16 protein-coding genes are annotated in these 16,054 nt (G+C 63.7%); 2 read left to right on the plus strand and 14 right to left on the minus strand.

Features of this window, described 5'->3' with window-relative positions; all coding sequences use genetic code 11:
• Positions 1-12: 12 nt before the first annotated feature.
• The 3 genes from msrB to AB433_RS01635 are packed head-to-tail and all read right to left on the minus strand — an operon-like array spanning position 13 to position 2,810.
• Entirely contained in the window at positions 13-501 is a 489-nt protein-coding gene (gene msrB, locus AB433_RS01625; RefSeq protein ID WP_047819662.1) for a peptide-methionine (R)-S-oxide reductase MsrB, read from the minus strand.
• A 60-nt stretch (positions 502-561) separates the two neighbouring features.
• A complete protein-coding gene (locus AB433_RS01630; protein ID WP_047819663.1) occupies positions 562-1,800 on the minus strand; it encodes an ABC transporter permease in 1,239 nt (412 codons plus the stop codon).
• Entirely contained in the window at positions 1,797-2,810 is a 1,014-nt protein-coding gene (locus AB433_RS01635; RefSeq protein WP_082134740.1) for an ABC transporter ATP-binding protein, read from the minus strand. Before AB433_RS01635 ends, AB433_RS01630 begins: the two co-directional genes overlap by 4 nt.
• A 107-nt stretch (positions 2,811-2,917) precedes the next feature.
• Here AB433_RS01635 and queG point away from each other — a divergent pair, with 107 nt between their 5' ends.
• On the plus strand, positions 2,918-3,946 hold the full coding sequence (gene queG / locus AB433_RS01640) for a tRNA epoxyqueuosine(34) reductase QueG (RefSeq protein WP_082135007.1): 1,029 nt from the start codon (positions 2,918-2,920) through the stop codon (positions 3,944-3,946).
• Here queG and AB433_RS01645 read toward each other — a convergent pair.
• From AB433_RS01645 to AB433_RS20300, 8 genes are all read right to left on the minus strand, one after another.
• Positions 3,936-5,168, minus strand: a complete 1,233-nt coding sequence (locus AB433_RS01645; RefSeq protein WP_047819665.1) for an NAD(P)/FAD-dependent oxidoreductase — start codon at positions 5,166-5,168, stop codon at positions 3,936-3,938. The genes queG and AB433_RS01645 overlap by 11 nt on opposite strands.
• Before the next feature lie 75 nt (positions 5,169-5,243).
• A complete protein-coding gene (locus tag AB433_RS01650) occupies positions 5,244-6,230 on the minus strand; it encodes an LLM class flavin-dependent oxidoreductase (protein ID WP_047819666.1) in 987 nt (328 codons plus the stop codon).
• Positions 6,227-6,985, minus strand: a complete 759-nt coding sequence (locus tag AB433_RS01655; protein WP_047819667.1) for an alpha/beta fold hydrolase — start codon at positions 6,983-6,985, stop codon at positions 6,227-6,229. Before AB433_RS01655 ends, AB433_RS01650 begins: the two co-directional genes overlap by 4 nt.
• 21 nt (positions 6,986-7,006) lie before the next feature.
• Positions 7,007-8,077, minus strand: coding sequence for a M48 family metallopeptidase (locus tag AB433_RS01660; RefSeq protein WP_053058931.1), 1,071 nt, complete (start codon positions 8,075-8,077; stop codon positions 7,007-7,009).
• Positions 8,078-8,081: 4 nt separating this feature from the next.
• A complete protein-coding gene (locus AB433_RS01665) occupies positions 8,082-9,182 on the minus strand; it encodes a YjgN family protein (RefSeq protein ID WP_047819668.1) in 1,101 nt (366 codons plus the stop codon).
• A gap of 84 nt (positions 9,183-9,266) precedes the next feature.
• Positions 9,267-9,458, minus strand: coding sequence for a helix-turn-helix transcriptional regulator (locus tag AB433_RS01670; RefSeq protein WP_047823048.1), 192 nt, complete (start codon positions 9,456-9,458; stop codon positions 9,267-9,269).
• Positions 9,455-9,877, minus strand: coding sequence for a hypothetical protein (locus tag AB433_RS01675; RefSeq protein WP_047819669.1), 423 nt, complete (start codon positions 9,875-9,877; stop codon positions 9,455-9,457). The genes AB433_RS01670 and AB433_RS01675 overlap by 4 nt, the downstream gene beginning before the upstream one ends.
• Complete coding sequence (locus AB433_RS20300) at positions 9,874-10,035, minus strand: hypothetical protein (RefSeq protein ID WP_156170640.1); 162 nt, start codon at positions 10,033-10,035, stop codon at positions 9,874-9,876. The genes AB433_RS01675 and AB433_RS20300 overlap by 4 nt, the downstream gene beginning before the upstream one ends.
• Positions 10,036-10,374: 339 nt before the next feature.
• Between AB433_RS20300 and thrS the strand changes: the two genes are divergently transcribed.
• Positions 10,375-12,372: a threonine--tRNA ligase gene (thrS, locus tag AB433_RS01680; RefSeq protein WP_047823050.1), complete on the plus strand. Its 1,998-nt coding sequence runs from the start codon at positions 10,375-10,377 to the stop codon at positions 12,370-12,372.
• A gap of 59 nt (positions 12,373-12,431) precedes the next feature.
• On the opposite strand, the gene AB433_RS01685 is transcribed toward thrS, so the two are convergent.
• The 3 genes from AB433_RS01685 to AB433_RS01695 form a co-directional block, all read right to left on the minus strand.
• Positions 12,432-14,300 (minus strand): S8 family serine peptidase, encoded by a 1,869-nt coding sequence (locus AB433_RS01685; RefSeq protein WP_082134742.1) that lies wholly within the window; start codon positions 14,298-14,300, stop codon positions 12,432-12,434.
• A gap of 91 nt (positions 14,301-14,391) precedes the next feature.
• Positions 14,392-15,045: a ParA family protein gene (locus AB433_RS01690; protein ID WP_047819671.1), complete on the minus strand. Its 654-nt coding sequence runs from the start codon at positions 15,043-15,045 to the stop codon at positions 14,392-14,394.
• 271 nt (positions 15,046-15,316) lie between these two features.
• Positions 15,317-15,991, minus strand: coding sequence for a glutathione S-transferase family protein (locus AB433_RS01695; protein ID WP_047819672.1), 675 nt, complete (start codon positions 15,989-15,991; stop codon positions 15,317-15,319).
• Positions 15,992-16,054 lie beyond the last annotated feature (63 nt).

The following is a 16,054-nucleotide window of genomic DNA, read 5'->3' on the forward strand; positions in this document are numbered from 1 at the left end:
AGTGCGTCATGCTCAGGCAGCGACAAAGCGCAGGGCGACGCCGTTCATGCAATATCGCTTGCCGGTCGGTTTCGGCCCGTCATTGAACACGTGCCCCAGATGACCGCCGCAATTAGCGCAGTGCACTTCGGTGCGCGGATAGCCAAGCAACCGGTCGGTGCTGGTGCCGATGCCGCCTTTCAGCGGCGCGTAAAAGCTGGGCCAGCCGGTGCCCGAATCGTACTTGGTGCGTGACGCGAACAGCGGGTGATCGCACCCGGCGCAGCGATAGGTGCCCTTGCGTTTCTCGTCATTGAGCGGGGAGGTATAAGCTCGCTCCGTCCCGGCTTCGCGCAAGATGCGGAACTGGTCGCGGGTCAGGCGCTTGCGCCATTCGGCTTCGGACAAATCGACGGGATAGCTCTTCGCCTGCGCATCCTGCGATCCGCACGCCGCCGCCAGCGGCATGGCCGCGCCCGCCGCCAAGAGGCCAAGAATGTGTCGCCTGTCGTAATGTCCCATGCACACTACCCTACGCAATTTCCGCTGAGTCCGCGATGAACGCGCCGATAGCGCCCCCAATCAGGCCGGACGGCGCAGCAGCTTGCGCAGGAACGTGCGTTTGCCCATCGACGGGCCGGACTTCATCACCGTCTTGCGGAACAGCGTCGAACCGCCCTTGATGATCAGCGCCACGCAGAACGCCTGCCACACGATTGCGGCGAGATGCGGCCAGAAATCCGGCTCCACCGCCGCGCGCGCCAGCATCGTATAGGGGGAGGTCAGCGGAAACAGGATCGCCACCCATTCGATCGGCTCCCCCATCGCGCCGAGCGCATAGCTGGCGAAGAAAAAGACGATCAGTTGCAGCATCGTCGCGGGCATCGACAGCGTCTGCACTTCGCGCACCGTCGCGGCCAGACCGCCGATGGTGAGGAACAGCGACCCCAACAGCAGGTACGCGAAGGAGAAATAGAGAAGCCCCAGCGCGATGAACATCGGCCAACCCACCGCAGGCGCGGCCAAGCGGTCCAGCCCGCCGCCCGAAAGGCCGATGGGCAGCATAACCAGCCCCCAGATCGACAGGCCGACAAGGCTGACACCAAGCATCGCGATCAGCTTGCCATAGAACACCGCGTCCATTGGCACGGCGGCGGCCAGCACTTCGATGATCTTGTTGGCCTTTTCCTCGACCATGTTCGACATGACCATACCAGCAAGCAGCATCGTCAGCAGGAACAGCATCATCTGCGAGGCCTGCGCGGTGCGGATGCGTTTGCGCACGGTATCGGCGCGGGCGCTGATCGTCTTGTCCAGCGCGACCGTCGGCAGCTGGCTGGCATCGGTGCGCAGCGCCTCTGCCGCGATCAGGGCGACGCCGCCCCGCCAGCGGTCGACCTGCGCCTCTGGCCCGGTCAGCTTTGGATTGGTTAGCGATCCCGAAAGCAGCGCGGTCACCGGGCTGCCGCCTTTGGCACGGGCCAATGCAGAACGGGCCATGATGCGGTCGCCCGGCTTCAGGCGGATTATCACCACCGCATCGGGAAGGTCCGACACCGATTCGGCCAGCCGTTTGCGCGCGGCAAGGAACGCGTCCGCCTCGCTGCTTTCCAATGCTAGCCCCAGCTTGGGCGCTTCGATCTTGCCGCTGACGCTGGCGCCGATGCCGCCTGCCATCACCGCGACGAACACCGGCAAAAGCGGGCCGAGCAGGAAGAAGATGAAAGACCGGCTGAACAGGATCGCGCCGAAATCACGCCGTGCGATGACCATGATCGATCGCCAGAAACGCCGGGTGGAGCCGCCGAAGGTATCGTTCATCGTGCCGCTCCTCCGCCGGTTTCCTCGTCCAGAGCGCGCGCCGCCGCTTCACCGGCGATGGCGACGAAAGCATCGTGCAGCCCCGCGCGTTCAATCGACAATGTCTCGATCCCGGCGCCGCCTTCGATCAGGGCGGTCAACAGCGGCTCGACCTGCCCGGTAAGGCTGAAATCGAACAGCGCCCCGCCGCCGCGCTTCAACTGCGGTTCGGTGCCGGGGGGCAGGGCATCGCGCCACGGCCCTTCGATATGGCGGGTTTCCAGATGCACTTGCGGCGGCAGACGGTCGCGGGCCGTGGCGACAAGACCATGGAACGGCACTTTGCCGCCCGCGATGATGGCGATGCGTTCGCACAGTCGTTCGGCATGGGCGAGGACGTGGGTGGAAAAGATCACGGTCGTGCCGTTTTCGGCCAACCGCCGGATCATCTTTTCCAGCCGCCCCTGCGAAATCGCGTCCAGGCCCGAGAACGGTTCGTCCAGCACAACCAGATCGGGCGAATGGACCAGCGTGGCCAGCAACTGCACGGTTTGTGCCTGACCCTTCGACATCTGCCGGATCTGCCGGTCGGCGATATAGCCGAAGCCGTGTTCTTCCAGCAGTTCGCGCCCGCGTTCGCGCCCCTGCTTGCGGGGCATTCCGCGTAGCGCGCCGACAAAGGCGATGGCGTCCACCGCTTTCATCGCGGGGTAAAGCCCGCGTTCTTCGGGCAGATAACCGATGCGGTGCGCGATGGCGTGTGGGTTCTCGCTGCCCAAAACGCGGCGGGTGCCGCTGTCGGGATCGATAATGCCCAAAAGCATGCGCAAAGTCGTCGTCTTGCCCGCGCCGTTCGGGCCAAGGATGCCGAAGATCGACCCCGCCGGGACCGAGATGTCGACGCCATCCACCGCCAGCGTCCCGTCGAATCGCTTTACCAGTGCGCGCGCTTCGATGGCCAACGGTCCGCTTGCGGTTTCCTCTGCGTGGAGGGCGGTGTCGAATTCGGTGGAATCGGGGGTTTTGGTCATCACGTTCTGCACTTACACTTGCTCCCGATGCAATTCATTCCCGCAAGAACCGGTTAACACGCATGCCTGAAAGCGACGGCGTTGTCCTGTCCAGACTGCGCGAAAAGATGCTGCAAAGGGCGAAAGGCGAAGGATTTGTCGCCGTCGGCATCGCTGATGCCGCTACCGATCCTGCGCGTGCCGATCATTTGGCGGAATGGCTGGACGCCGGTTTTCACGCAACGATGAAGTGGATGGAAGGCCGCGCCGACCAGCGCGCTGCGCCGCAAACGCTGTGGCCCGAAGCGCGGCGGGTGATCGCGCTGGGGATGAGCTATGCGCCCGCGAACGATCCGCTGCTCCTTGCTGAAGCTGCGGATCGTGCGCGGATTTCGGTCTATGCGCAGGGCCGCGATTATCACGATGTCGTGAAAAAAGCGCTGAAGCGGCTGGCCCGCTGGCTGGTCGAGGAGGCGAAGGCCGAGGGGTTGGACGCCGGGGTGAAAGTCTTCGTCGATACTGCGCCGGTCATGGAAAAACCCCTGGGCGAGGCGGCAGGCATCGGCTGGCAGGGCAAGCATTCGAACCTGGTAAGCCGAAGCCACGGCTCGTGGCTGTTCCTCGGCGCGATCTACACCACGCTGGACCTGCCGGTGGACCAGCCGCACGCGCATCGCTGCGGGTCCTGCCGCCGCTGTCTGGATGCTTGCCCAACCGATGCGTTTCCGCGCGAAGGCGTGGTCGATGCGCGGCGGTGCATTTCCTATCTCACTATCGAGCACCACGGCCCGATCCCGCACGAATTCCGCGAGGCGATGGGCAACCGCATCTATGGCTGCGACGATTGCCTTGCCGTCTGTCCGTGGAATTCCTTCGCCAGCGCGGCTGCGGCGAATAGGGCGTTCCTGCCGCGCGCGGAACTGGTCGCGCCGCGATTGGCGGAACTGCTGGCATTGGACGATAAGGGATTTCGGTCGCTATTCTCCGGCTCTCCGATCAAGCGGATCGGTCGTAACCGGTTCGTGCGCAATTGCCTGATCGCCGCAGGGAACAGCGGCGACCAAAGCCTGTCCGCCCCAGTCGCCGCCCTGTTGTCCGATCCCGATCCGGTCGTGGCCGAGGCCGCCGAATGGGCGACCGCGCGGCTTACGCTGTAGCCATTTCCTTAAGTGCCACCGTATCGTCGGCCAGCACATCGCGGTCGATGGCGGCGCGCGCCTCGACCAGCTTTTTGCCCTGAACGTAGTCCTTGACCTTGTTCACGCAATCGAGTGCGATGACCTTGCCTTCTTTCAGGTAGATCACCGAGAAGCTGCGCGTGGCGGGGTCGCCGCGCAGCACCGTCTCGTCATGGCCGATTGACAGGCCGACGGTCTGAAGCTTCAGGTCATACTGGTTCGACCAGAACCACGGCGTGGCGTGATAGGGTTCCTTCTCGCCGATGATCGCCTTGGCCACAATCTTGGCCATGTCGTTGGCGTTCTGCACCGATTCCAGCCGGATCACCGCACCCTCTGCAAAATCGTTGGCATGGGCCGCGCAGTCGCCGATGGCGTAAACGTCGTCCAACGTGGTGCGGCAATATTCGTCGACGTCGACGCCGTTCGCGCCGCTGGCCCCGGCGACGATCAGCGGGCCGATGGACGGCACGATGCCGATGCCCACGATCACCATATCGGCTGGCACGACGCTGCCGTCGGCCAGTTTGACGCCGGTTACTTTCTCGCCATCGCCCTCGATGCAATCGACACCGGTGGCAAGGCGCAGGTCGACACCGTGGTCGCGGTGTTCCTTTTCGTAAAAGCGCGACAGTTCCTCACCCGCAACGCGTGCCAGCACGCGGTCGAGCATTTCGAGCAGCACGACTTCGAGGCCCAGCTTGGTCAGCACGGCCGCCGCCTCTAGCCCGATATAGCCGCCGCCAACGATCACGGCCCTCTTCGCACCGGCATCGATTTCCGCCATCATCCGGTCGGCATCGGCACGCGTGCGGACCGAGTGGACCCCGACCAGATCGGCGCCCGAGCACGACAGCCGCCGCGCATCGCCGCCCGCCGCCCAGACGAGGTGGCTGTAACTGATCGTGCTGCCATCCGACAGCTTCGCTTCCTTCGCCGCCGCGTCGATTTCGGTCACGCTGGTCGACAGGCGCAGGCCGATGTTCTTGTCTTCCCAGAACTTGGGCGGGCGGATGTAGAGCCGCTCGAACTCCTTCTCGCGGGCTAGGTATTCCTTGGAGAGCGGCGGGCGTTCGTAGGGCGGTTCGCTTTCGCGGCCGACCATGACGATGCTTCCTTCGAAGCCAGCCGTGCGCAGGGCGACCGCGACACCGGCACCGCCATGCCCGGCCCCCACGATCAAGACGTCTGCGTGTTCCATGAATTGTCCCTCCATCCGTGGCGGCTTGCGCTAATGCGCGCCGGCCCCTCGTTCAAGTGCGTTTTATCTTGGCGCTTACAGGCCCTCGACCGCCTGCATGGCGATCTTCAGCGAGGTAAGCCGCGCCTCCGGGTCGTAGGTAGAGCCGGTCAGGATCAACTCGTCCGCGCCGGTCCGTGCGATCAGCGCGGCCAGCGTTTCACGCACGTCATCTGCCGTGCCAATGGCGCTGACCTTGCGCATCGCCTGCAATCCGGCCAGCGCGGCAGGGGGCAGGCTGTTGCGATAGCCTGGTACAGGCGGCGGCAGACGGCCGGGCGTGCCGGTGCGCAGCGCGACGAAGGACTGGTCCATCGACGATGCGATCAGCTCCGCCTTCTCCCGCGTGTCGGCGGCGTAACAATTGGCCGCGACCATGACATGCGGGCGGTCCAGCGTTTCGGACGGGGTGAAGGTTTCGCGATAGACCTGCAACGCCTCGTCCAGCGCGGCGGGCGCGAAGTGGCTGGCAAAGGCATAGGGCAGGCCCAGCATCGCGGCGAGTTGCGCGCCGAACAGGCTGGAGCCGAGGAGCCATATCTCGGGGCTGGCGCCCGCGCCGGGGCTGGCCTGAAGCGGCAGTGCCGGATCGCCCGCGAACAGCGCGCGAAGTTCCAGCACGTCCTGTGGAAAGCGTTGCGCCGCCGCGTGCAGGTCTTTGCGCAGCATCTGCCCGATCCGCGAATCCGCGCCCGGTGCGCGGCCAAGGCCAAGGTCGATACGGCCCGGGAAAAGCGCGTCCAGCGTCCCGAACTGTTCGGCAATGACCAGCGGGTTGTGGTTGGGCAGCATGACCCCGCCCGATCCGATGCGGATTGTGCTGGTCGCATGGCCGACATGGGCAAGGCACACGGCCAGCGCGGAGCTGGCGATGCCGGGCATCCCGTGGTGTTCAGCCATCCAGAACCGGTCGCAGCCGAGATCTTCGGCGAGCTTGGCCAACCGCGCGGTTTCCTCCAGCGCGCCAGCAACCGTGCCGCCTTCGACGACGGATACGAAATCGAGAACCGAGATCTGCGTCATGCTGCGACCTCGCGGACGATGGAGAGCAGCAGCGCAATGTCGGATTCGCGCGACAGGCGGTGATCGCCGTCCTTGACCAGATGGATATGCACATCGTCACCGGTCAGCTTTTCCGCCACCATCAGCGAGGTTTGCCACGGCACGTCTGGATCGTTCTGGCCGTGCAACAGGCGGACCGGGCAGGTCAGCTCGATCGGTTCCGAAAGCAGCAAGTGCCCCTTCGCATCGGCATGAAAGGCGGGGTGATAGGGCGTGGGTTCGGGGCCATAGATATTGTCCTCGTACCAGATCTCGCCACGCTCCAACGTTGCGGTCTGCTCCTTCGAATAGCCCCAGTCGATGAAGTCCGGCGCGGCGGCGATGCCGACCAGCGCGTGGACAGGGGTGCCCTTTGCGATCAACGCTTTGGCAATCAGGAGCATCAGCCATCCGCCCATCGACGATCCGGCCAGCACCACCGGCCCACCGCCGACGTGCTCGATCAGGGCCAGCACCTCGTCGCGCCAGCGGCTGAGCGTGCCATCGGCAAAGTCGCCATCGCTAAGCCCGCAGCCGGAGTAGTCCAGCAGCAGGCAAGCCCGTCCCCGCGCCATCGCATCGGACATAACCGCCGTCGCCTTGCCGCCCGCCATGTCGGACATATAGCCGGGCAGGAACACGATCAGCGGGCCCCTTCCGGCGGCGTAGCGATGGGCGATTTGGGTGGCGTCCGGGCCGGTCAGTCGCTGGACGGGGGGCAGGTCGATATCTTTCATGCGGCCCTATGTAGGAGGCGATCAGAAGAAATCGAACTCCTCTGTATCAGGATCGTTGGTACAGGCATCGCGGATCGCGGCATATTCCTCCGAAGTCAGGGCTGGTTTGTAGGAATGCCCCTTGCGCACGGCGTCACGGAACTCCTCCTCACGCTCTTTCGGCATCGGGTGGCTGGCGATCCAGCCGATCCACTCGGGCGAATCCTCGCCCGCTTCTTCCTTCAGGTATTCGAAGAAATCCGCCGTGCCCTTTGGCGAAATGTCCGCATTGGCCAGCTGCGCGCGCGAAAATTCGTCCGCTTCCCGCTCCGCATCGCGCGAATAGCTCATCGATGCGACGCCGAAGATGCCTTGACCCAGATCGGAATTGACCCCGCCGAGCAGGATCGACAGGCCGAACTGCCGCAGGAGCGCCTGCATAACGTGGCGTTCGCGAACATGCCCGATCTCATGCGCCAGAACGCCCGCGATCTCGTCGGGATCGTCCGATTCCTGAATCAGTCCGTCGAACAACAGGACCTGTCCGCCCGGCAGCGCGACGGCGTTGACCATGCCGATATTGGCGATGCCGACCCGCGCGACAGGGCGTTCTGGGTCCAGCGCCTGTGTCAGCTTGGCCAGCGCCGCATCGCTTGCGGGCGTGCGGCATAGCCGGTTGCCCAGATCGCCAATCATGGCGTCGCCGATCTTGCGCTCCCAACTCGGCGGCACGCGCGGGCCGAGCCATGTGGGCGCGGTCATCACCAGCGCCACCAGCGAGGCGCTGATCACCGCGAACAGCGCCGCCGCGCGTGGCAGGCCAAGCCCGTCGATCCACTTGCCGAACCGTTGCCCCTTGGGTAGCCGTGCGGTCAGGTCGTCGGGCACGGTTCCGGTGAAAACCAGCCGGAACCCGTCGTCCTTCTTGCGAGAGTAGGCCCCGTCCATCACGCCGCGTTCGACAAAGGTCAGATCGTCCAGCGCGACATCCATCCGCGACCCATCATCGCCCAGGAGGACAAGCACGTCGTCACCGGACCACTCGGCCCAACCTTCGCGTCGACGCGCGATCTGGCCATCGTACCAGAAGGCGGGAATCGAATGCGGTATCATGGGATCAAATCGCCCCCATGTCGAAGGCATCCAGCAAGCCCTCGCCATGCTTGTCGCGGCGGGTGGTCGATTGGGTCAGGTCGTCGACATTGACTTCGCCAAAGGCCTGCATGTGGATGATGAAGAACTTCCAATGGCGATAGCCTAGGAAGACGAAACCGAGACCCAGCGTCAGTACGACCAGCAACACGTCACCGATGCCCAGTTTGATCCAGTCCCAAGTCTTCGCGTCGAACTCGAACGACAGGTCGCCCAGCGTCATTTCGCCCACTACGACGCGGAAGAACTTGGCGAAATAGGCCAGCCAGATAAACCCGAGGCCGAAGTAGAACAGCAGGATCGCGCCGATGATCACGGCCATAAACCCGAACGGTGGGTTCTCCGGATCGAATTCACCCCCAAAATCGAAACCCAAAGCTGCAGCGGCACCGGCCGCGACGACAATTGCGATCAGCAGGAACGGGCTGAGATAGAACAATAGGTACCGCTTCATCAGCGGCGAGAAATCGGCGCTGCAGGCGAACCGCATTGGACCAAAGCTCATCGCCCGCCAGCGTTCGTTCCACAGCGACACCATCGACCACGGCACGCCGAGGCCGAACGCGAGATAGCCTGCCATGGTCTTCCACATGTAAGACCAGCCGTATTTGAACCCGCGATCGTCGCTGCCGCCGCGAATGCCGCGCCAGTTGGTGCGGCCAAGGCGGTATCGGATCGCGCGGAACCGGGCGACACCCATCAAATAGAAGATCAGCAGCAGCGGTACGATCGTCAGCACGATGCCCCAGATCGTCTGACCCCGAAGGATCATGCCCTGCGCGACTTGCGTCACGACCAGATAGGGCAGGATGAAGAGCAGCAAGACGATCACGCCGCCGAGAAACAGCTCCATGCCGGTGCCGGTATACTCCAGCCGCTCGTCAATAAACCGCGTGCGGCCCCACAGGTATCGTCGTTCCCGCGCCTTGGCCCAGAAACGATAGATGCCCAGTGTGACGATGATCAGCAGCAGGTTGGTAAAGGCGATGGGCGCAAATTCGCGCCATGTGCCGTGGAACCCGAACGCGGATTCGTCCGCGCCCCCGTCCGGCGTATAGTCATCCATGGCGTAGTGCGACCCCCTGGTGTTCGATCCCCAACTGCGACCTTCCCAATGGGCGGGTCGCAAGTCAAGAGATCGACACCTTTGTCAGTCCCGCATGAAGATTTCCTCAATCGGCAGGCCGAAGACATCGGCGATCCGAAAGGCGAGAGGGAGCGAGGGATCGTATTTGCCGGTTTCGATGGCATTGACGCTCTGGCGGGAGACTTCCAGCCGATCGGCCAGCGCCTGCTGGCTCCAGTCCCGCTCGGCGCGCAGGACTTTCAGACGGTTCTTCACCAGCACTGCCCCCAAGCGCCCATGGTCAGTTTGTTGACCAGGCCGCCCACGCCCAGCCCGAAAAACCAGATCACCGCCCACCAATAAGCGTCGAGGTGGCCGACAAGGCCGAAGTTTTCCAGGAAACCCCAGATCGTAGCAGCAGAAAGGGCAAGGCCGGTCGCCACCAGGGTCTGCCGCACGATCAGCATGCGCAGGAACTCGTCATCTTCCTCCACCATCAACAGGGCCAGCGCGACGAATACGCCGACGATGGCAAGGCCCGGCAAGATGGCGAGGGCCCACGCCAGCGGCCCTTCGACAAGGTTGCGGTCGATCAGGTAATCGGCGGCGAACAGCGAGACGAGGTAGATCACCATCGCGACGCTGAGCCGCAGCATATAGCGCCGCTGCGCGCGGTTGCGGATCTTGCCGGTCATGCCGCGGCCCTCCGCAGGCAATTGCCGCTGACCACCGCCAGCGCGGGCAGGGTCAATACAGCGGCCTGCGTTGAGCCCGACGGCAGGACGGCGAAAATATCGAGCAGGGCCACGCCGATGACGGCGGCGCCCCATGCGATGGCTGTTTTGCGGGACATTGGTCAAACCTCCTTGATCTTGTGTAAAGGGCAATTGACATGATGCGTCTTAATAGTCAAGTAACATTGACATAAGGTCTGGCATGCTTGTCTCTGATGACAATACGTCGCTGCAATGCTAATCGCCCCGGCATGGCCAAGCCGCTGACCACCGCGACCACTATCACCACCCGGACTAGCGCCGGGCGGATGGTCGCGCGCTAGACAGCTCGCCACCGCCGCCCATAGGTTCGGGCGGGGCGGCGTTTCCTTTCCCGATCCGCAAACGCCAGACGCCTCTTTCGGTGTGCGCCGCCATGTGCCATGCGCGTGCCGACCAAGGATCGAGACGAAGAGACGATGACGGAACTGCTCAAGATCAGCCTGCCCGACGGTTCGGTGCGCGAAATGGAACCGGGTTCCACGCCCGCCGATGTCGCCGCCGCGATCGGACCCGGCCTTGCCAAGGCCGCAATTGCCGCGAAAGTCGACGGCGAACTGGTTGACCTTTCACGGCCCTTCACCGGCGATGCGCAACTGGCGCTGGTCACTTCGCGCGATGAGGATGAGGCGCTGGAACTCGCCCGTCACGACTATGCCCACGTTCTGGCAGAGGCGGTGCAGGCGCTGTGGCCCGGCACGCAGATCACGTTTGGTCCCGCAACGGACGACGGATTCTATTACGATGTGATGGCCCCGGCCACGCGCGAACCGTTCAGCATGGACGATCTTCCCGCCATCGAGGAAAAGATGCGCGAGATCATCCAGGCCGACAAGCCGCTTCGCCGCGAAGTCTGGACCCGCCAGCAACTGATCGACAAGTGGTCGTCAGAGGGCGAGACGTTCAAGGCCGAATGGGCCGCCGAACTGCCGGAGGGCGAGGAACTGACCGTCTACTGGTCGGGCAACGACTGGCTCGACATGTGCCGCGGGCCGCACCTGCCCTCGACCGGCAAGCTCGACCCGCAGGCATTCAAGCTGATGCGCGTCGCCGGGGCATACTGGCGCGGCGACCAGAAGAACGCGCAGCTGACCCGCATCTACGGCACCGGCTGGCTCAACAAGAAGCAGCTCAGCGCCTACCTCACGCGGCTGGAGGAAGCCGCCAAGCGCGACCACCGCAAGCTGGGCCGCGAGATGGACCTGTTCCACCTGCAGGAAGAGGCGCACGGCAGCGTCTTCTGGCACCCGCACGGCTATGTCATCTGGCGCGAGCTGGAAGCGTACATGCGCCGCGCCATCGACGGTGCCGGCTATAACGAGGTGAAGACCCCGCAAGTCATGGACGCGCGCCAGTGGGAGCAGTCCGGCCACTGGGGCAAGTACCGCGAGAACATGTTCGTAATCCCCGACGAAGTGCCGAACGTCGAGGAAGAAGGCCCGGTCGTGTCCGGCGAGGCGGACTGGATGGCGCTGAAGCCGATGAACTGCCCGGCGCACGTCCTGATTTTCCGTCAGGGCATCAAGTCGTACCGCGACCTGCCGCTGCGCATTTACGAAAACGGTTGCTGTCACCGTAACGAGCCGCACGGAGCGCTCCACGGGTTGATGCGCGTGCGCCAGTTCACGCAGGACGACGCACACATCTTCTGCCGCGAGGACCAGATCGTGTCCGAAGTGCGCGCATTCTGCGAACTGGCGGACCGGGTCTACAAGGACTTCGGCTTCACCTATTCGGTCAAGCTCGCGCTGCGGCCAGAGCATCGCTATGGCTCCGACGCGGACTGGGACAAGGCAGAGGCGGAACTGCGGCAGGCGGTCGTCGATGCGGGCCTTGCGACCGAGGAATACGGCTGGGAAGAACTGCCCGGCGAAGGCGCGTTCTATGCGCCGAAGCTGGAATGGCACCTGACCGATGCCATCGGGCGAACGTGGCAGGTCGGCACGATCCAGTCGGACCGCGTGCTTCCCGAACGGCTCGACGCATCATACGTGGGTGAGGATGGCGAGAAGCATCGCCCGGTCATGCTCCACCGAGCAATCTTCGGTTCGTACGAGCGCTTCATCGGCATCCTGATCGAGCATTTCGCCGGTCGCCTGCCGGTCTGGCTTGCCCCGGTACAGGCCGTGGTCGCGACCATCGTGTCCGATGCCGACGGCTATGCGACCGAGGTGGCGGAGAAGCTGAAGGCAGCGGGCATCCGCGTCGACAGCGACCTGAGGAACGAGAAGATCAACTACAAGGTGCGCGAACATTCGCACGCCAAGATCCCGCACCTGTTGGTCGTCGGCAAGCGAGAGGCGGAGGAAGGCACCGTCGCCGTCCGCACGTTGGGTCAGCAACATCAGAAAGTGATGCCGCTGGACGAGGCGATTGCGATGCTGAAAACCGAAACCACTGCGCCGGACTTGCGCTGAACCGATTAAGAAAGGGGCGGACCACAAGGCCGCCCCTTTTTCGTTCAGATCGGCTGCGATCAGCCCTCTTTGGCTTCCATCAGTTCCACCGACTTCTTCGGATTGATCAGGACGCGGCGGCCGTCCTCGGTCTTGTTCGCGCCCTCGATGATCAGGTCGATCAAATCGGTCGTGGTCAGTTCGGGGTTCAGCGCCAGCAGCTTTGCCGCAAGGTTGGTCACGTTGGGCGAAGACATCGAGGTGCCGGAAAACGGCACGATCTCGCCACCCGGAACATAGCTGGGCACCTGAAAGCCGTTGGCGTGAACGCGGGTCGTCGCGCCATAACTGGTGAAGTTCGTCTCGTCCCCGGCCTGGTCCACCGCACCCACGGTCAGCACATTGGGCAGGTCGAAACTGGCGGGCAGCGATTCATCGAAATTCGCCGAACTGTCGGAATTGCCGGCAGAGGTGATGAACAGGATATCGGGCGCGCCCTTCATCGCCTCGTACAGCGAATCGCGGGCGATCTCGAAATATTTGCGGGCAATGGCCTTGCGCTCTTCCGCGTCCTTGCCGATGCCATGCTTTTCCAGCGCGCTTTCCCAGCCGGACGGGCTGCCGCCCCAGCTGAGGTTGGCGATGCGGGTGCCGTTGCGCTTCATCCAGTCGATATAGCTCTTAGAATTGGCCGCACCCTTGCGGACCAATTCCTCGGTCGGTTTTTCGGGGATCGTGCGCCAGTCGAACGTGATCCGCGCATAGGACAGGCGGATCGCCGGATTGCCCCGCGCCGCGATGCCCGCAACGTGTGTGCCGTGCGAATAGGAGCCGAACAGGCTCAGTGTCTCGAAATAATCCTCGTAAGCCTCTGGCGTCAGTTTCGAGATACGTGCGGCAACCGCGTCGGCAGCGGCGGATTCGATTGACAGCTGAAGATCCGACAGCCCCTTCATGTCCTCCAACATGCCCGGATATCGTGCGGCCTGCTCGTCGGTCAGCGGCATCAGGTCGCCATGCGCCGGGTTCTCGACCAGGTCGAAGGCGATGCCGTGCGGATCGGTCAGATCACTGGGGTTCGCGTCGGTATAGATACGGCCGGGGAAAAGATCGAGGTCGATGCCCGAATCCCAGATCGTGACGTGAACCGGGGTCAGGTCGTCGCTCGCGCTCAGCGTTACCTCGCGCGCGGCCCAGATGTCGGGCTTTTGCACGTCGCGCTCGGCAATCTGCTTCGCCAGAACCGCAGCGGTTTCGTCTGCAACAGGCAGCCAGCGGGTGGCGGCATAGCGCAAGTAGATCAATTCGTTGGCGGCGCTGCTGGAAAGCGCGCCGGACTTTTCATAGACCGGGTCGAGTTCCGAAATCGCCGAGCCCTTGTAAAGACCCGGCCCAGCGATAAGCCCGCTGCGCTTCAGGCCCTTCAGGTTCGTTCCCACCACGTCCCACGGCATCGGCGCGACGGCGGCGGCAAGGTGCGTGGCATAGGCCGCTTCGTATGCCTCACCGCTGGTGGCCCCGGCGGTCTGCGCCGCCATCAGCATCGCCTCTTCACGAATGCCGTTCAACAGCTTCGCATCGGGCTTTTCCTCCAGCGCGCGTTCCTGCTCGATGGTATCCATCACCGTCGCATCGTCGCCGTGCATCATTGCGATCTTGCCCTTGGCATCCAGCAGAGAGCGCAGCGTGGCGTGGTCGGCAATCTCGTACTTGGCCAACACGCCGTCGATGTCCGCACCCACGCGGTCGGCAAAGGCAAGGAACGTCGCGTCATCGGCGGCCAGCAGTTCGCTGGGCTTCCTGTCCAGCTTGTAGGTAAAGCGCGGCAAGTCGTCCTGCGTTTTGACGACGATCTTCTCTGCCTCTTCGTGATGATCGGCCAGTGCGGGCGATGCGATCAAGGAGGTGCAGGCGAGCAATGCCGCCGCGAAAATAGCTTTCCGTGTCATGAAGGTAGGTCTCCACCTGGGCCGACCATCCCCGGGCCGACTTCAATGGACGGTAGACTGCGACAGCGGGTCGAACGTCGCAAGAGAAACTTTATTTCGCGGTCTTGCGCTTCTTCCCGGGCGTCATGCCGACCTGTTTGGCGGTCCATTTCCACAGTGCGTCGACCTCTTCGGCCGCCTTGCTGTCCGGCTCGCCCTCGGACGCGACTTCGCCGCCGCCGGACGATTTGTGGAACGCGGCGCGTTCGCCGAACAGAACGGGGCAGATGGCGAGGCCCAGTTCCTTCGCCTTGTCCTGCGCATCGGTCAGCATCTTGGTTGCGCGTGCGGGCACGCCGTTCATCAGGACGTGGCCCGACTTGCCGACGAATTCCAGCATTTCTGCCGTGGCTTCCAGCGCGTGCAGGTCGAACGCGCGCGGGCGACTGGGGATGAGGATCAGGTCCGCCGCCTTCATCGCCTCTCGCGCGGCGGCGTCGGCATGGGGCGGCGTGTCGATTACGATCAGTTCGACGCCCTGCTTGCTCAGCTTCTCGATCGTCTTGCCCAGCCGTGCGGGCGGGCTGGTCACGACTTCGGGAAGGTAATCCCCGCGCCAGTCTGCCCATGCCGCAGCAGTCGCCTGCGGGTCGGTATCGACGACGACGGTCTTCTTACCCGCATAGGCCCCGGCGGTGGCGAGGTGGCAGGCGAGCGTGGTCTTGCCCGATCCGCCCTTCTGGCTGACGATGGCAACGGTCGGCATTGGCGGGTTTCCCCCGTGTCGCAGTGTGGATCCGGGTGCGATCCTACGCCTGCGTGGGCGTCATTTCAAAGAAAAATGCTGCAACTGCGAATAAATCCACAGATTGTTGTCGCAGCGCGTCATGCCAAAGTCGGAGGAAACGACCAGCAATTGGATGATGGCGTGGCGAAAAAGGTAAGTTTGCGAGACCCGGAGCGCAGCGCACTTATGGTATGGGAGCATGGGGAGCTCACGGACTTGCCAATTAAAGGCCGTTTGCGCCGATTGCCGGTTAGGCGGTCACCTCGAAGGCTTCGATGGTCCAGTCTTCCTCTTCCGCACCTGCGATCCACTGCTGCATCCATTCGTGTTCCCACATGGCCTCCATGTAGGTTTGCGCGAACTTTGGGACGTTGACGCCATAGGTCATGAAACGGCTGACTACGGGGGCGTAGAAGATGTCGGCGGCGCTGTAGGTGCCGAACAGGAACGGCCCGCCGTGTCCGAACCGGCTGCGCGCCTCTGCCCACAGCGAGATCACGCGGACCACGTTGGCAATGGCTTCTTCGGACAACTGGTGCCCCTCTACCCGGCGACGCACGTTCATCGGCATTTCGCGCCGCAGCGGCAGATAGCTGGAATGCATTTCCGCGACCATCGACCGGCACAGCCCGCGCGCGACGGGGTCTTTCGGCCAGAAACGGTTGCGCCCGTTCTCTCCGCCGATCTTGTCGGCGAGATGTTCCATGATGGCCAGGCTGTCCCAGATGACGACGTCGCCGTCCCACAGGATCGGCACCTTGCCGTGCGAGGGTTGAACATCGTCCCAGTCGCGCTTGGCGTTCTCCCAGTCCTCACCGCTGATATTGACGGTAATTTCCTCGAACGACAGCCCCGACTGCTTCGCCGCCAGCCAGCCCCGCAGCGACCAGCTGGAATAATTGCGATTGCCGATGATCAGTTTCATGAAAGCGCCCTGTAAGCTGAACAGCGGGGTTAGCGGGGGTGCGGGGCGGTGTCGAGTGGCCAA

The organism is Croceicoccus naphthovorans (assembly GCF_001028705.1).
Classification (GTDB): Bacteria; Pseudomonadota; Alphaproteobacteria; order Sphingomonadales; family Sphingomonadaceae; genus Croceicoccus; species Croceicoccus naphthovorans.

Bases quoted from the DNA above. Each gene is read 5' to 3' on its own strand.
- msrB (WP_047819662.1), bottom strand. From the start codon at position 501: ATGGGACATTACGACAGGCGACACATTCTTGGCCTCTTGGCGGCGGGC.
- AB433_RS01630 (WP_047819663.1), bottom strand. From the start codon at position 1,800: ATGAACGATACCTTCGGCGGCTCCACCCGGCGTTTCTGGCGATCGATC.
- AB433_RS01635 (WP_082134740.1), bottom strand. From the start codon at position 2,810: ATGACCAAAACCCCCGATTCCACCGAATTCGACACCGCCCTCCACGCA.
- queG (WP_082135007.1), top strand. From the start codon at position 2,918: ATGCTGCAAAGGGCGAAAGGCGAAGGATTTGTCGCCGTCGGCATCGCT.
- AB433_RS01645 (WP_047819665.1), bottom strand. From the start codon at position 5,168: ATGGAACACGCAGACGTCTTGATCGTGGGGGCCGGGCATGGCGGTGCC.
- AB433_RS01650 (WP_047819666.1), bottom strand. From the start codon at position 6,230: ATGACGCAGATCTCGGTTCTCGATTTCGTATCCGTCGTCGAAGGCGGC.
- AB433_RS01655 (WP_047819667.1), bottom strand. From the start codon at position 6,985: ATGAAAGATATCGACCTGCCCCCCGTCCAGCGACTGACCGGCCCGGAC.
- AB433_RS01660 (WP_053058931.1), bottom strand. From the start codon at position 8,077: ATGATACCGCATTCGATTCCCGCCTTCTGGTACGATGGCCAGATCGCG.
- AB433_RS01665 (WP_047819668.1), bottom strand. From the start codon at position 9,182: ATGGATGACTATACGCCGGACGGGGGCGCGGACGAATCCGCGTTCGGG.
- AB433_RS01675 (WP_047819669.1), bottom strand. From the start codon at position 9,877: ATGACCGGCAAGATCCGCAACCGCGCGCAGCGGCGCTATATGCTGCGG.
- AB433_RS20300 (WP_156170640.1), bottom strand. From the start codon at position 10,035: ATGTCCCGCAAAACAGCCATCGCATGGGGCGCCGCCGTCATCGGCGTG.
- thrS (WP_047823050.1), top strand. From the start codon at position 10,375: ATGACGGAACTGCTCAAGATCAGCCTGCCCGACGGTTCGGTGCGCGAA.
- AB433_RS01685 (WP_082134742.1), bottom strand. From the start codon at position 14,300: ATGACACGGAAAGCTATTTTCGCGGCGGCATTGCTCGCCTGCACCTCC.
- AB433_RS01690 (WP_047819671.1), bottom strand. From the start codon at position 15,045: ATGCCGACCGTTGCCATCGTCAGCCAGAAGGGCGGATCGGGCAAGACC.
- AB433_RS01695 (WP_047819672.1), bottom strand. From the start codon at position 15,991: ATGAAACTGATCATCGGCAATCGCAATTATTCCAGCTGGTCGCTGCGG.